Origin of the sequence: Chromobacterium sp. CV08 (assembly GCF_051129845.1) — a bacterium.
Lineage (GTDB): Bacteria > Pseudomonadota > Gammaproteobacteria > Burkholderiales > Chromobacteriaceae > Chromobacterium.
Genome location: NZ_CP150453.1, coordinates 4,048,986 through 4,065,297 on the forward strand (window position 1 = coordinate 4,048,986; position 16,312 = coordinate 4,065,297).

5 protein-coding genes are annotated in these 16,312 nt (G+C 68.7%); all 5 read right to left on the reverse strand.

Annotation, left to right across the window (positions count from 1 at the left end; all coding sequences use genetic code 11):
* Nucleotides 1-19 precede the first annotated feature (19 nt).
* From WNM05_RS18515 to WNM05_RS18535, 5 genes are read right to left on the reverse strand one after another with little or no spacing between them, the layout of a single operon-like run.
* Nucleotides 20-799 carry an enoyl-CoA hydratase-related protein gene (locus WNM05_RS18515; protein WP_434629652.1) on the reverse strand — a complete coding sequence of 260 codons (780 nt, stop codon included), beginning with the start codon at nucleotides 797-799 and terminating at the stop codon, nucleotides 20-22.
* A gap of 15 nt (nucleotides 800-814) precedes the next feature.
* On the reverse strand, nucleotides 815-1,585 hold the full coding sequence (locus WNM05_RS18520; RefSeq protein WP_434629655.1) for a polyketide synthase: 771 nt from the start codon (nucleotides 1,583-1,585) through the stop codon (nucleotides 815-817).
* Nucleotides 1,582-4,965 (reverse strand): beta-ketoacyl synthase N-terminal-like domain-containing protein, encoded by a 3,384-nt coding sequence (locus WNM05_RS18525; RefSeq protein ID WP_434629658.1) that lies wholly within the window; start codon nucleotides 4,963-4,965, stop codon nucleotides 1,582-1,584. The genes WNM05_RS18520 and WNM05_RS18525 overlap by 4 nt, the downstream gene beginning before the upstream one ends.
* Before the next feature lie 11 nt (nucleotides 4,966-4,976).
* Entirely contained in the window at nucleotides 4,977-9,485 is a 4,509-nt protein-coding gene (locus tag WNM05_RS18530; protein ID WP_434629660.1) for a beta-ketoacyl synthase N-terminal-like domain-containing protein, read from the reverse strand.
* Nucleotides 9,482-16,297: an SDR family NAD(P)-dependent oxidoreductase gene (locus tag WNM05_RS18535; RefSeq protein WP_434629662.1), complete on the reverse strand. Its 6,816-nt coding sequence runs from the start codon at nucleotides 16,295-16,297 to the stop codon at nucleotides 9,482-9,484. The genes WNM05_RS18530 and WNM05_RS18535 overlap by 4 nt, the downstream gene beginning before the upstream one ends.
* Nucleotides 16,298-16,312: the final 15 nt, after the last annotated feature.

The window sequence follows — 16,312 nt, forward strand, 5'->3', positions numbered from 1 at the left end:
CAATCCATCGACACGCTGCTTAGCGGGACTCCCAGGGGAAAGCCTGTTTTTGAACGAAATTTCGCACGCTTTCGATGACCGACGGCATCGCGGCCAGCCGGCTGGTCTCCTCGACGGCCAGCTGTTCCATTTCCTCGTCTATCATCCACATGCTTCGGAAATACGATTTGAGATTGCCGACCGCGTCCTTCCTGACCCTGTTCAACTTGATCCTCAGCCGCCGCTCCAATTGATCGAGGTCCTCCCCCAGATAGTCGACCAATTGCAGGCGATGGGCCTCGGCCGCCGATAGCGTGTCGGTGGTCAGGCTCATCCGGAACGCGGCCTGAAACCCCGCCCGCCGGATCAGATACGGAATGACATTGGACGGCAGCAGTCCCCACATGGCCTCGGTCAAGGTGAAATGCGATTCCGGCGTCGCCAGCACCAGATCGCTCGCCGCCACCAGGCCCACTCCTCCGGCAGTCACCGCGCCGGACACGCGCGAGACGACGACGCATGGGCTCGCCGCGAAGCGCTTCAGCGTGCGCATGTATTTCTCGGTGCTGCCGCGCATCAGATCGATGTCGATCCGGTCCGCGAGCGCGTCCATCTCGTGGAAGTCCATGCCGGAGCAGAAAATCCCGCCGGCGCCCTCGAGCACGAACATCCGGCAATCCGGCTGGGACTCCGCCAGATCGAGCGCCTGGTTGATCTCCCGCAACAGCGTCTGATTGATCGCGTTTTTACTTTCCGGGCGGTTGATCACGGCCCGCATGACGCCGCCGCCGCTTTCGAGCAACAATGTTTCGAATACCATGTCGGATCGCGCCTCTCAGTGTCCGAAGTGGCGCTCGACCTGAGCGCGGACTTCCGGCAATTTGAATGTCACATCGTGCATTTCCAGCTCCCGGGCGATCGCTGCGGGCAGGGCTTCGCGCAACTCCCGCGTCAGCGTCGCCTTCAGCATCTTCAGCGAGGCCTGCGGCTTCGCCGCCAGATCGACGGCCAGCGCCAGCGCCTCTTCCAGCACCTTGGCCCGCTTGACCACCTTGAACGGCGCGCCCCGCTGGCTCAGTTCCCTGCCGGTGAATCCGTTGGCGCTCAACAGCATCTCGCTGGCCAGCGCCTCCCCCAGCCGGCGCGGCAGCAGGCAGGTGGAGCCGACGCCGGGCGTGAAGCCGTAGCGCATGAAGTTGGCGCTGTACACCGACTCCTCGGCGAGGACGGCGATGTCGGCGTACATGCCGAAAACAAAGCCGCCGCCGACCGCGTGGCCCGCCATCGCCGCGATGGTCGGCAGCGGGCAGTCGAGCAGGGCCCGGTAGAACTGCCCGATGTCGAACGTCTTCTCTCCCTCGATCAGGCTCAGCAATTCGCTGCGCGTGCCGCCGCAGCAGAAATACTGGTCCAGGCCGGACACCACCACCACCTTGGCGTCGCCGGACGCGCCGATGTCGGCGAAGGCGCGGTCCAGCCCTTCGATCAGCGCATGGGAGAACATGTTTCTTTCGTCATGGTCGCGCATCGAGACCTGCGCGACGCCGGCCGACGGATAGCTGACCTGGACGACGCTGTCGCAGTCGAGTTCAATCGAGCCGATCATGTACGCACCCCGCCGACCAGCACATGGGCGTTGGTCCCGCCGAAACCGAAGGAGCTGACGCCGGCGATGCGCCTGCGATACCCGTCCGGCCACGGCTGGCAGCTCGTCGGGATGTCCAACGGGCCATCATGGCACTCGAGGTGGGGATTCTTGTTCTGCAGGTTCAAATGGGGCGGAATCAGGCCCTGCTGCACCGACAGCACCGTCTTGATCAATCCGGCGATGCCCGAGGCGCTTTCCAGGTGCCCGATATTGGTCTTCACCGATCCGACCCAGCATTGCCGGTTCTCCGGACGCGCCTCGCTCAGCACCGCCCGCAGCGCGTTGAACTCTATCGGGTCGCCCAACGGGGTGCCGGTCCCGTGCGCCTCCACATAGCCGACCTCGGCCGGCGCCACGCCGGCATCGCCGAGGGCGCGGCGGACCACCGCCTGCTGGGCCGGGCCGTTGGGGGCGGTCAGACCGTTGCTGCGGCCATCCTGATTGACCGCGGAGCCAAGCAGGGTCGCCAATACGCGGTCGCCGTCCCGCCGCGCGTCGGACAAGCGCTTCAACACGACGACGCCGCAGCCCTCGCCCCGCCCGTAGCCGTCGGCGGCCGCGTCGAAGGTCTTGCAGCGGCCGTCCGCCGCCAGCATGCCGGCCTGCGAGAACACCACGTTCAATTCAGGCGTCAGGATCAGATTGACGCCGCCGACGATGGCCAGGTCCGACTCCCCCAGACGCAGGCTCTGGCAGGCCAGGTGGGCGGCGACCAGCGACGAGGAGCAGGCGGTGTCCACCGCCAGGCTCGGACCGCACAGATCGAAGAAATACGACAGCCTGTTGGCCGCGATGGCCTGGGAGCCGCCGGTGCCGGAATAGGTGTTGACGTTGTCCAGATCGGCGAGGCACAGCCTGATGTAGTCCAGATTGCAGATGCCGACGAAGACGCCGGTCTGGCTGCCGGCCAGCGACTGCGGCGCGACGCCGGCGTTCTCCAGCGCATCGGCGGTCACCATCAGCAACAGCCGCTGCTGCGGGTCCATGGCCTCGGCCTCTATCGGCGGGATGCCGAAGTAATCGGCATCGAACTGGCTGACGTCCGGCAGGAAGCCTCCGCGCCTGGAAACCATCTTCCCCTGGGTGCCGGGGCGGGGATCGTAGAATTGGCCGATATCCCAGCGCGAGGCGGGAATGTCGGCGATGCCGTCTCGCCCGGCGGTCAGCATGTTCCAGAATTCCGCCGGACTCGCGGCGCCGGGAAAGCGGCAGGCCATGCCGATGACGGCGATCTCCTCGCCGGCGTCCGGCCCCGGGCTCGCCGGTACGTCCGCGACCGGCTCCGCTGCGGGTGCCGACGGCGCGGCGCTTGGAATCGCGATGTTGCGGCCCGCGAGATGGCGGCTCAGCGCGGTCAGGGTCGGATAATCGTAGAACAGCGTCGGACTGAGCGCCGTCTGCAGGCGGTCGCCCAGGGCCGCGATCGCCGCGCTTCCCTTCAGCGAATCGAGCCCGTAGCTGGACCATGGCTCCGCGCAGTCTATCGCCTCCGGGCCGATGCCCAGCGAAGACGCCAGCACCGCGCGCAGCTCCCGCTCTATCTGTTCCGCGCCGAAGCGCGCGACAGCGGCCTCGTCCGGCCTGGCGGGAGGCGCCCCGGCGGGCTCCGGCCGCTGCTGGGCCGCTTTTCTCCCGGCGGCCGCCACGCTGAGCGTTTGCGCCAGATAATGCCCCTTGGTGGCCTGCCGCTGGATCTTGCCGCTCGACGTCTTCGGCAGCGAGGCCGGCCTCAGCAGCACCACCTCGTGCGGGATGACGCCATGCCCGTCGTTGACCGCCTGCCGCACCGCCTTGACCACTTGTTCGATGTCCAGGCTGGCCAGGGCCTCGCGCTTGACCTCGTGCGCGATGACCAGCTTCTCCTCGCCGCCGTCGTCGATGGAAAAGGCCGCCCCGCAAGTCGGCTGCAGCGCCGGATGCGCCTCGGCCGCCGTCATCTCGATATCGTGCGGATGGTGGTTCTGCCCGCGGATGATGATCAGGTCCTTGACCCTGGACACCACGTAGAGCTTGTCCTCCCAAAGGAAGCCGAGGTCGCCGGTGCGCAGGAACGGCCCTTCCCGCGTGTCGCTGGTATACGCGTTGAAAATCTCGGCGTTGAGCGCGTCCTTGTCCCAGTAGCCGCCGGCGACGCCGGGACCGGCCACCCAGATTTCGCCGACCTCGCCCGGCTTGCAGCTGCGCCGGGTGTCGGCGTCGGCGATCCGGACCATCGTCTCGATGACCGGCTCGCCGCAGCTGACCACCGAGTAGGCGTCCGGCTCGTCGACGAATTCCGCCCGGTTCGCCTTCAGCGCATCGCGGGAGAGCTGCAGATAGCGGGAGCCGCCGCGGCGCTCGCCCGATACGATCAGCGTGGTTTCCGCCATGCCGTAGCAGGGGCTCAGCGCCTCCGGCGCGAAGCCGCACTCGCGGAACGTTTCGACAAAGCGCTCCATCGTGCCCTGGTTGATGGGCTCGGCCCCGCAATACGCCGTGTGCCAGCTCTTGAGGTCCAGCCTCGCCCTCTCTTCCGGACGGATCTTCTGCGCGCAAAGCTCGTAGGCGAAATTCGGCCCGCCGGAATTGGTTCCGCCGAACTCGGTGATCGCCCACAGCCAGAGAAACGGCCGCTGCACAAAGGTGGTCGGCGCCATGATCACGCCGTGTTGGCCGACGTAAAGCGGAGACAGCACTCCGTCGATCAGGCCCATGTCGTGAAAGCTGGGCAGCCAGGTCACGCTGGCGCCGCCCGCCGGATAGGAGAAGGTGTCCTTCACCGCCTGCAGATTGAACAGCAGGTTGCCGTGGCTGACCATCACCCCCTTGGGCGAGCCGGTCGAGCCCGATGTGTATTGCAGAAAGGCCAGCGAGTTGCCGTGGATGACGGGCCGCCGCCACGACGCCTCGATGCCCGCCTCGCGCTCGCCGTCGGTCAGCAGGATGCGGGTGGCCGCCAGCTGGCTCTCGCCGACGGCCGCGTTCAGATCGTCTTGCAGCTCGGCGATGGTGAAGACCACCTTCGCGTCGGCGTCGGTGATGATGGCGGCCAGGCGGTCGAAACGGCGCTTGCGCGGCGGATAGGCCGGCACCGGCACCACGCCGCCGTACAGGCAGCCGAAAAAGGCGTAGATGAAGTCCAGCCCCTGCGGGAAGATCAGCAGCGCCCGCTCCCCGCTCAGGCCCTCCCGCTGCAGCTCGGCCCCTATCGCCCGGCAGCGGCGGTCCAGCTCGCCGTACGTGACCTGGCTGCGCGCCGTTTCGCTCTCGATGAAGGTGTAGGCGACGGCGTCCGGCGACGCCTGCGCCCGCATGCGCAGCAAATCCACCAAGGTGCCTACCTGATGCCGTACTTGCATGAGATCGTTCATCACACTGCCTGCTCCGCGTAACGGGTTGCGTCCATGTCGGACTGGATATGCCGCGCAATCGGCCTGAGCGTCCGCTCTTCCATGATGCTGAAGTGGTTGCCGTCGACGATGCGAATCGACAGGTTCTCGATATAGCGGGACCAGCCGTTGTCCGGCTTGGCGCCCAGCCTGTTGAAGTCGGCCACCGTGTCCTCGTTGATGAAGGCGTTCAGATTGTCGATGACCTGGGCCACCTGCTCGCTGGAGTTCCGCGCGACGACCTCCCTGGCCGAGGTCTGGGCCAGCTCCATCGTTTGCTTCGCCGCGCGGGTTTCCAGCTGCTGGTTGGCTTTGAACAGGATCGCCCGGCCGGGGTAGGGACGGGGCTGGTAGACGACATTGGAGATGCGTTCGACCGCCAGATTGTTTTTCAGCAGATCGCGGAAGGACGCCACGCCGCCGGGCAGCATCGAATGCTTCATCACATTGTCGATGGCGACCGTCTTCTCCTGCTCGTTCATCACATAGCTGTCGAGCAGATACAGCGTCTCCACGCGCTCGCCGGCGTCGAACAGCTGCTGCGCCATCTCGAAGGCGACCATGCCGCCGCGCGACCAGCCGCCGAGGAAATAAGGGCCGTGGGGCTGCACGCTTCTGACATGCTTCAGATACAGCGCGGCCAGTTCGGTGATGGTGCGGATGGGCTCCTCGCCGCTGTACAGGTTGTAGGACTCGATCGCGTGTACCGGCTGCCTGCCGTCCAGATAATTGGCCAGCTTGATATAGCTTTCCGCCCCCGCCCCGCCCGGATGGACCAGGAAGATCGGCGTGCCCGGCATGGTTTCGTTGAAGCTCAGCATGGCCCGATAAGAGGACGCGGCCGGCGGCGGGACCGGCGCGGGTTCCGGCGTGCCCTTCAGCACTATCCTCGCCTTCGCCGGCGCCTCCGGCGGCGGCGCGACCGGCTTGGGCGCCGGCCGCCGCTCCTCGGCGGGCGCCGCCTGGGGCGCGTCGCGCTCGGGAGGCGGCGTCGCCCCCCCCTGATCGGCGACCGCCTGGAACACCACGTCGACCACCTGCCCGACCCGGGACGCCGCGTACAGCGCCGCCGCGCTCAGATGCAGACCGAAGGCCTTGTTGACCGCGACCACGAACTGCATCGTCATGATGGAGTCGACGCCCAGTCCGGCCAGTTCCGCGTCCATTTCGATCTTCTCGGCCGGCAACAACAGAATCTCGCTCAGAATCCGGATGGCCCTGGCCTCGACTTCGGCCCGCGGGACCGCCGTCGCCGGCCTGGCCTCGGCCGCTTTCGCCTCGGCCGGGAGGGAGGCCGGCGGCGTGCCGGCCTCCGCCGACGGCAGGCCGGCGTCGACGGGCGTCTCGACCGCCTGGTGCTCGAACCAGAAGCGCTCCGTCTCGAACGGATAGAGGGGCGCGTCTATCGCCGGGCCCTCGCCGGCCAGCCGGCGCCAGTCCGGATTCGCGCCGTCGACATAGCATTGCGCGATCCGCATCAGCTGCCGCCGCGCCTCGTCCGGTCCGGCCGCGGCGTCAAGCGCCGCGTAGCATTCCGGCAGGCCGTCGCCGGCGGACGCCCGCGCCTTGGCGTCGGAAGCCAGGCCGAACGGCGTCTGTGCGCCCGCCAGAACGGCATCCAGCGCCTGGGCCAGCTCCTGAGCGGACCGGACGACGAAGGCGGCGCGCTTCTCCCAGTGGGCGCGCGTGGCGTTCAGCGTGAACGCCAGCCGCTCGAGGTCCACCGGCTCCCGACCGTCCAGCCAGGCGCGCAGCCCGGCCAGCCGCGCGTGCTGAGACGCTCCGCTCTTCGCCGAAACGGCAAGCAGCGTCCACGGCGTCTCCGCGTTCCCGACCGGCGCCGGGCGCGGCGGCGCCTCTTCCAGCACCACGTGGGCGTAGGTTCCGCCGAAGCCGAAGGAGCTGACGCCGGCGCGGCGCGGCGCCCCGTCCCGAACCGGCCATTCCAGGTTGCCGCGCGGGATGAAGACCGGCCCCCCGTCGAGCTTGACGTACGGATTCAGGGTCTCGAACCTGTGCATCGCCGGAATCGTTTGATGCTTGATCGCCAGCACCGCCCGGATGACCCCGGTGATGCCGGCGGCGCCCTCCGTGTGGCCGATCTGGGCTTTCGCCGTGCCCAGCGCGCAGAATGCCTGCCGGCTGGTATGTTCGGCGAAAGCGGCCTTCAGCGCCTCGATCTCGATCGGATCGCCCAGCGGGGTGCCGGTGCCGTGGGCCTCGACATAGGCCAGCGAGTCGGGCGCGATGCCGGCGCGCTTCCAGGCCTCCAGCAATACCTGGGTTTCCATCTTGACGCTGGGCGCGGTCGGCGACGGCGTGTGTCCGCCGTGCGCGACTGCCGATCCGGCGATGACCGCGTGGATCCGGTCGCCGTCGGCCAGCGCGCGGGCATACGGTTTCAGCAGCACGACGCCGACCCCCTCGCCCGGCACATAGCCGTCCGCCTGCTGGTCGAACGAGTGGCAGCGGCCGGTCGCGGACAGCGCGTTGATGCTGGAGAAATAACGATAGTGCCAGGAGCTGAGCAGCAGATTGACGCCGCCGACGAAAGCCATCCCGCACGCGCCCCGGCGCAGGCTGTCGCATGCCATGTCCAGCGCCACCAGCGACGACGAGCAGGCGGTGTCCAGCGTCAGGCTGGGGCCTCGCAGATCGAGGAAGAACGACGGGCGGTTCGCCAGCATGGTCGCGGCGTTGCCGGTGCCGTCGTGCGGTTCCACCCCCTTGCCGCGCAAACACATTTCCTGCGCGTAATCGTAGAAGCAGCAACCGATGAACACCCCGGTGGCGCTCCCCTTGATGCGCGCGCCGTAGCCGGCGTCCTCGGCCGCGTGGTACAGCGCCTGCAGCACCAGGCGCTGCTGCGGATCCATCGTTTCCGCTTCCTTGCGCGAAATGCCGAAGAAGCCGGCGTCGAACTCCGCCACGCCGTCGATGAAGCTGCCCCATTTGCAATAGGTCTTGTCGGCCTGGTTGCGGCGCGCGTCGAACCATGGCCGGTAGTCCCAATGATCGGCGGGGACTTCCCGGATCAGATCCTTCCCGGCGACGGTGTTCTCCCAGAAGGCTGCGAGATCGGCCGCGTCCGCGTAGCGCCCGGCCATGCCTATGATGGCGATGCGGTCGTCGCCGTCGGCGAGCGGCCCCCCGCTCCGGGAATCGGCCTCTTCGTCGCCGGCAGGCACGGGGCGCGATGCCCGGGGCGCCGCCGCCGGCGGGGTCGCCGGCCCGGCGTCCGCATCGGGCAGGCCGGCCTGGAAATACGCCTGGCACGCCTCGCCGTGCTCCCGCTCGAGGAAGGCCGCCAGCTCCGCCAGATTCGGATATTCGAAGAATACGGTCGGATAGAGATCGAAACCGAGCTCCTTCTCGATCCGGGAAGCCATGACGATCAGGCCGGACGACTCCGCCCCGAGATCCATGAAGTTCACGTCGGGCGCTATCGGTCCCGGCCGCCCGATCAGCTCGCCGAGCTTGCCGGTCAGATACTGCTCGATTTGCGCGCCCAGGCCGACGGCGGCGCGCGCCCCGCCGGTCTGGCCATCCGCCCGGCCGTCGTCGCGCGGCGCGCCGCTCCGGATGCGCTTGCAGGTGACGCCGGCCATGTCCACCGTCACTGTCCCGTCGGCATCCACCAAGCGGATGTCGCACACGGTGACCTCCTCGTTGACCTTGGAGAGGGTGGCGAGGCAGTAGCAAGCGTTGGGCACCCGGCCGTACACCGTCAGTTCGCGGATCATCAGCGGAATGAACGGCTGCGAGCGCGTCTCGGGCGGAAGCAGCACGGCGGAGGCCATGATGGCGCCGTCCAGCAGCGACGGATGGACGCTGCCGTACGGCGCCTCGGCCGCCATCTCGTCAGACAGGACCAGCCTGCCGAGGGCCTGCTCGCCCCTGACGTAGATCTTGCGCACGCTTTGCAAGGACGGGCCATGGACGATCTGCTCGTTCCGGCCGTAGATTTCCCGCGCCAGCACCACCTTGCCCGGCGCCGTCAGAAACGGCTTCAGGTCCACCGCCGCCGGCTGCGGCGCCGGCAGGGGGTGGAACTCGCCGCGCGCCGCCACGCCCGCCCCGTCCTCGTCCGGCGTGCGATGCGGCGCCGGCTCCCGGCACAGGACGGAGAACGCCGCGCCGCCGTCCCGCTCCGACACCGACACCGAAACGTCGCGCCCCTCCCGCAGGACGACGGGCTCGACAAAGGTCAGCCGGCGAATCCCGTACGCCGCGCCATGCGGCGTCTTGCCCCGGATGAAGTCCAGCGCCAGCGCGGCATGCGTCACGCCCAGCAGTATCCGCTGCCGCTCGACCAGGTGGTCGCGCACATAGGGATCATGATACGAATAGGCGCGCGCCGGCGACGGCGCCGACGGCCTGGTCCTGCCCTGCTCCTCCCTCAGCGCGCGTATCCGCTCCAGCGCGCCGGCGCTGGACAGTTCGTTGCGGCTGACTTGCGCATAAATCTCGCGTAGCAACTCGTTCTTCATCGGTCCTGCCTCCCGCCTTCAATATCCAATATCGAGTATTCGGCACTGCTGAGCCGCACGGCCTCTTCCGCGTCTATCTCCCCCCGCTCTATCCGCTGCAGGATCTCGGTCAGAAAGCGCTCTTCCGAACCGATGGCGGCGGCATCGGGGCCGAACCAGAACCGCTTTCTGTCGAAGCGCGTCGGCGCGAGCGGCGCGCGCGTCGGGCCGACGGCCGGCGGCGCCTCCTCGACCACCATGTGGCAATTGGTGCCGCCGAAGCCGAAGGAGGAAATCGCCGCGCGCCGCACGCCGCGGCGCGGCTGCCAGTCCTGGGTTCGATCGACCGGATAGAACGGAGAGGCGGCGAACTGGAATCGCGGATGCGGCTCCTCGCAATGCAGCGTCGGCACCAGCTCGCGGTGCTGCAGCGACAGCATGACCTTGATGAAGCTGGCGACGCCCGCCGCGCGCATCAGATGGCCGACATTGGACTTGACCGAGCCGACGCCGCAGTAGCCGGTGTCCCCGGACTGCTTGGCATAGGCGCGGGTCGCGGCCTTGATCTCTATCGGATCGCCCAGCAGCGTGCCCGTGCCGTGCGCCTCGAAGTAAGACACGGTGTCTGCGCCGACCCGGGCCTTGGCCAAAGCGGCCTCGATCACCTCCTGCTGGGCCTCCTGGCTGGGCACCGTCACCCCCATCGTATGGCCGTCGTTATTGACCGCGGACCCGAGGATCACGCCGAGAATCCGATCGCCGTCGGCAACCGCCCGTTCATAGCGCTTCAGCAACACGATGCCGGCGCCTTCGCCCAGCACCAGGCCATGGGCGTTCTTGTCGAAAACCGAGCAGACATCGTCGTCGGACAGCACGTTGGCGCGGCTGAAGGAGACGAACTGCTTGTCGTCGAGCAAGAGGCCGATGCCGCCGGCCACCACCATGTCGGCGGAACCGTTGAGCAGGGCGTCGCAGCCGTCGTGGATGGCGATCAGCGAGGAGGCGCAGGCGGCGTCTATCGTCTTGGCCGCGCCCTTCAGGTTGTAGAAATCGGCGACCCGCGCGGCGACCATATTGGAAATCGTGCCGACGACGGCCTTCGCCAGCTGCCGCTCAGACATCAGGCCCTCCGCGCGCTCGATATAGCTGCTTTGCGAGCAACCGAGGATGACGCCGATCCGGCCGCCGTCGACGTCGGCGCGGGCATAGCCGCTGCGGTCGAACAGCTCCTGGGTCAGCTCGAGCATGATGCGCTGTTGCGGATCGATGATCAGGGCGTCCTCGTCCGAGATGTTGAAGAAGGCGTTGTCGAACAGGTCGACGCCGTCTATGAATCCTCCCCATTTCGAATACGACTTGCCCGCCGCCTTGTCGGCGCTGAACGAGCCGTCGACATCCCAGCGGCCGGCGGGGATCTCGCCGACCACGTGCCGGCCTTCCCTCAGGTTCTGCCAGAAGGCTTCCAGCGTGGCCGCGCCGGGGAAGCGGCAAGCCATGCCTATCACCGCGATGCGGTCGTCGCGCGCCGGCGCGGGATCCGGCACGGCGCGCGGCGCTTCGCGCCGGCCATCGCCATGCGGCGGACCATAGGCATCGAGGGCGGGCGGCGTCGGCGCCGAAGCGGCCGTCGCCCGGATCAGTCCGGCCGATTGCAGCGCGTCCGTCAGCGAGCGCAGCGTGGGATTGTCGATGATGATGCTGGGTGGAACCACCGTATCGAATCGCTGCTCGATGACGGACAGTATCTTCATCATCTGGATCGAATCGAGGCCGAGCAGATGGAACTCGGTGTCGGGATCGAAATCGCCGGCCTCCAGCTTCAGCGTCGTCTGGAAAATATCGGCCAGCGTCTCCAGGACGTCGCCGCCGCGGCCCGCCGGAGCGGCCTCGGCCTGCTGCCGGCCGGCGTCCGGACGCCTGGCCGGCGGCTCGGCCTTGGCGGCAGACGGCGCGTCGACGCCCAGATAGCGCGCCACCGCGGCCGACTTGCCGCCGACGACGGCGGCCTGATGGCAGCCGCTTGCCAAAATGGCGCGGAAGGCGGCCAGGCCGTCCTGGCTCCCCAGCGGCTCGATGCCGAAAGCCTCCCTCAAGCGGGCGACGCCGCTCTCGTCTATCCGCATGCCGCCGTCCTGCCACAGCGGCCAATTGATCGAGACCGTGTGGCCATGGCACTTGCCCTGCCGCCTCTGCCCCTCGCGCCAGAACGCGAAGTGGTCCAGGAAGGCGTTGCCGGCGGCGTAATCGGCCTGCCCGACATTGCCCTTGATCGCCGCCAGCGACGAGAACAGCGCATAAAAATCGAGATCGTGCGCCAGCGTCGCCTGGTGCAGGTTCTGCGCGCCCAGCGCCTTGGCCGCCAGGACCCGCTCGATCCCGGCCCAGCTCTTGTTCACCACCAGGGCGTCGTCGACCAGCCCGGCGCTGTGAATGACGCCGTGCAGCTGGCCGAAATCGCGGTCCAGCTTCCGGACCAGCGCCTCGACTTGCTCGCCGGAGCCGACATCGACGCATTGGTAGTCGACCTTGCCGGCCCCCATCGCGCGCAGCGCATCCAGCTTGGTGTCGATCAGGTCGTCCCGCACCCGGCGGCCCAGCAGGATCAGGCGGGCCCGGAACTCGGTGGCCAGCCAGCTGGCGAACAGATAGCCCAGCCCGCCGACGCCGCCGGTGATCAGGTACACGCCGCCTTGCCTGGGCGCGACCTTGCCTCCGGCCCGCGCCTTGGGCGCGATCCGGCGCAGCGAGGCCCGCCGCACCCGGTCCGGACCCGGATATTCGACATGGCGCGGCGCGTCCTCCGCGAACAGCTGCCGCCGCAGGGCTGCCAGCAGCTCGGGCGTCCCGCGGCATCCGGCCGCGAGGCCGACCACCCGCAGATCGTACTGCGGCTTCTCCCGCGGCAGGCTCTCGGCGAAGCCGGACACCATCGCGTCGAAGCACGACGCGTCGGCCTCGCTGTCGTAGGCGTGGACGATGCGGATCGCCTTGAGCTTGGCCCGCAGCAGCGCCTGGGTCAGCGCGACGGTCGCCCGCAACGGCTCGAACAAGCGCCCGTCGACGGCGGACAGGCCCTTGCCCGCCCCGCTCCGCTGCCGCAGCGACCAGAGCTGCAGCACATGCGACGGCTGGATGCCGCTCGATGCGAGATCATCCAGCAACAGAGAGAAATCGCCGGGGCGCGACGGATCGAGCCGGTATTGCCGCGGCCCGTCCTTCTCAAACGCCGCGCCGGCGCCGACGGCGATCACCGGCGGCGTCCCGCTCCCGGAGAACCAGCCTTGCCGGATCGCGTCGTCCAGCCCGTCCTGCCCGCCCAGCACCAGCAAGCCGCCAGGCGCGACGGCTTCGGGCAGACCGGCCGGAAGCGCCTCCTCCTCCCGCACCATCTCGCAGACCAGCAGCTCGGGCGCGTCGTCGCCTGCGCCGGCCGGCTCGTAGCGCCGCACCGCCAGGCGTTTGATCGCCAGCATCACCTTCCCGTCTTCGGCGCAGATGCGGATATTGAAGCGGCGGATCGCGTCGCCGGACCGGCCTTCGGCCGCCTCGGGCTCGATCACCGCGTAAGCCTCCCTGCTCACCGGCGCGTACAGATGGACCTCGTCCATGCTGAAAGGCAGGAAGGTGGCGTCGTCGTCGCCGGCCTCGTAGCCTATCAAGGCCTGAAGCGCGCCATCCATCAGGCCCGGCGCCAGGACCGCGCCGCCGTCGGACCCGGTCTCTCCCAGCTTGGCGAGCAGCGTGGCGCCCGCCCGCCGGATCCAGCGCACCGTCTGGAAGCCCGGACCGTAGACGATGCCGCGCCGGGCGAAGCGGGGATAGATGTCGGCCGACGGCACGTCCTCCTGCGCGGCCACCAGCAGCGCGGCCATTTCGGACACCACGGGCCGGGCGCCGCCCTCCTCGTCCGTCCACAGGCCCCGGCAGTGGACGACGGTTTCGCCGTCACGCTCCGAGACGAATTCGAAACGGCCCAGGCCCTCGGTCCGCAAGCGCAGCTCCCCGCCGGGAAACGCGAACGGCCGGATCCAGACGCAGCCGCCGAACGACGACGGCGCTTTCCCGTAGCCGGCCAGCGCGGCGCGCGCCAGCTCCAGATACATCACCGCCGGCAGGATGGGCTGGCCCGCGATCCGATGATCGGCCAGGAAGGACTCGCGCCCGGAGAACGCGAAAGCCGCGATCTGCCCGTCGGTCGGAAACGCTCTTGCGCCGGCCGCCGGCTCGACCCGGACAGGCGCGGCGTCGGCCGCGCGGCCGGCCGGCTGCGCCATCCAGCAGCGGCGCCGCTGGAACGGATAGGTCGGCAGCGGTATCCGCGCGGCGCTTTCGCCGGCGTGCAGCGACGCCCAGTCGATATCGAAGCCCTTGACGTACAAGGCGCCCAGCACCGCCAGCTTGCGCGCGTAGGCGGCATCGTCCTGCACGTCGCCCTGCCCGACCTGGGCGCTGACGATGGCGGCCATCTCGGCGAACAGCAGTTCTTCGGCGACATCCATCGTCCGGGACGGTCCCGCGCCCATCATCGCCTGCTGGCCGTGGCGGCCCGCCAGCGCCTCGTCGATTCTGGCCGCCAGATCGGCTGTCGACGAGGCCACCAGCGCGCAACGCCACGGGAAATGCTCCCGTCCGCGGTTCAGCGTGAAACTCAGCGCGGCCAGGTCGGGCGCTTCCGCGGACCGGTCCAGATGGCCTTTGAGGTCGGCGAGACGCTCGGCCAGCGCCGCCTGCGTCCGAGCGGAGACCGCCACCAGGTACGACGGCTTGCGCGCGGAGGCGGCAGGCTGCGCCGGCGGCGGCGCCTCGTCCACGATCAGATGCGCATTGGTGCCGCTGAAGCCGAAGGAGCTCAAGGCCGCACGCCGCACGCCGCCGGACGGCGCCGCCCACTCCGCCAGCTCCGTCTGCACGCAAAAAGGACTGTTCTCGAAATCGATATGCTGATTGGTCTTGCTGTAATTGAGCGACGGCACCAGTTGGCGGTGCTTCAGGCACAGCAGGATCTTGATCAGGCCGACGACCCCGGCCGCGGCCGAGGTGTGCCCGACATTGCCCTTGACCGAACCCAGCGAGCAAAAACGCTTTTTGTCGGTGAAGGACCGGAACGCCGCGCTCAGCGCCTCCACCTCGATCGGATCGCCCAGCTTCGTGCCGGTGCCGTGCGCCTCGACGCATTGGACGCTTGCCGGATCGATCGCGGTTTTTTCGTACAGCTCCTTCAGCAGCGCCGTCTGCGACAGCACGCTGGGCGCCGTGATGCCGTTGGTTTTGCCGTCCTGGTTGGTCGAGGAGCCGCGGATCACGCCGTGTATGGTGCTGCCGTCGGCCAGCGCGTCGGCCAGCCGCTTCAGGATCACCACGCCGACCCCCTCGCCGGGGACGATGCCGTCGGCCCGGTCGTCGAACGGCGCGCAGACGCCGCTGGGCGACAGCATGCCCAGCCGGCTCATCCCGATATAGGACGACTCCGTCAGATAGCAGGTGACGCCGCCGGCCAGCATCATGTCGGCCTGGCCGCTGCGCAGCGCCTCGCAGGCCAGATGGATGGCGACCAGCGACGAGGAGCAGGCGGTGTTGACGGTGAGCGCCGGCCCCTTCAGATTGAGGAAATACGAGATCCGGGACGACATCATCGAATCGGCGATGCCGGTCACGCCGTACTCGCTCAGGTCCTCGCCGGAGCGCAGGATCAATTCGTGGTAGTCGTTGTTCATCACGCCGGCGTAGACGCCGGTCCGGCTGCCGCCGATGTCGGCCGCCGTGTAGCCGGCATGCTCCAGCGCGTTCCAGCAGCTTTCCAGGAACAGGCGCTGCTGCGGGTCCATCCACGCCGCCTCGGTCGGCGAGATGTTGAAGAACAGCGGGTCGAACTGGTCGACCTCATCCAGAAAGGCGCCCCACTTGCTGTAGGTCTTGCCCGACGCGCTCGCGTCGGCGTCGAAAAACGCGTCGGCGCGCCAGCGCTCGGCCGGCACCTCGCCGACGGCGCCGACGCCCCGGCTCAGCAAGTCCCAGAACGCCTGCGCATCGCGCGCCCCGGGCACGCGGCAGGACAGGCCGACGATGGCGATGTCGTCTGCGGCCGGACGCGCCGCCGGGACGGGAGCGGGCGTCTGCCGCAGCTTGATCTCCGCGCGCGCCGGGGCCGGAGCGGGCCCGGTCTTCGGCTCGACTCTCGACGCAGGCCGGGGCGCCGCCCCGTCCTCCCGCCTCGTCTGTTGCCGGCGCTCCGGCGGACGCGGCGCGTCGGCCTGCGGGCGGACCAGGCCGGCCAGGTGCCGCGCCAGATCGTCGATGCAGGGATAGTCGTACAGCACGCTGGCGCTCAACTTCAGCTCGAACTGGCGATTCAGCCGCCGGACCAGCTCGACGCCGAGGATGGAGTCGACGCCCATGTCCAGAAAGCTGCTTTTCTCGTCCAGGCTCCCGACGTCAACCAACAGGCATTCGGCCAGCAATTCGCGCAATGCCCGCCGGCTGTCCGCCAGCAGTCGCGGCGCGCCGGCATCGCCGGCTTCCTGCCGGAGCGCGTCCGGCCGAGGCGCAACCGGGCGCGCCTCTTCAAGCGGGTCGGCCTTCCGCGTCTCGACGGCGGGAGCCGGTTCGCCGGCGTCCGGCTTGTCGGCCGGCAGGCGGCCATCGTCGATATGCTTGGCCAGCAGCGTGATCGACGGGTAGTCGTAAAGCACCGTGCTGCTGAACGCCAGGCCGAACTCGCGGTTGATTTTCTTGACGATTTCCACGCCGAGGATGGAATCGACCCCCAGCTCGACAAAGGTCTGCTCGGTACCGATGGAGTCCGGCTCAACCATGAGGCTGTCAGAAATGATCATCTGCAACTGCTGCTT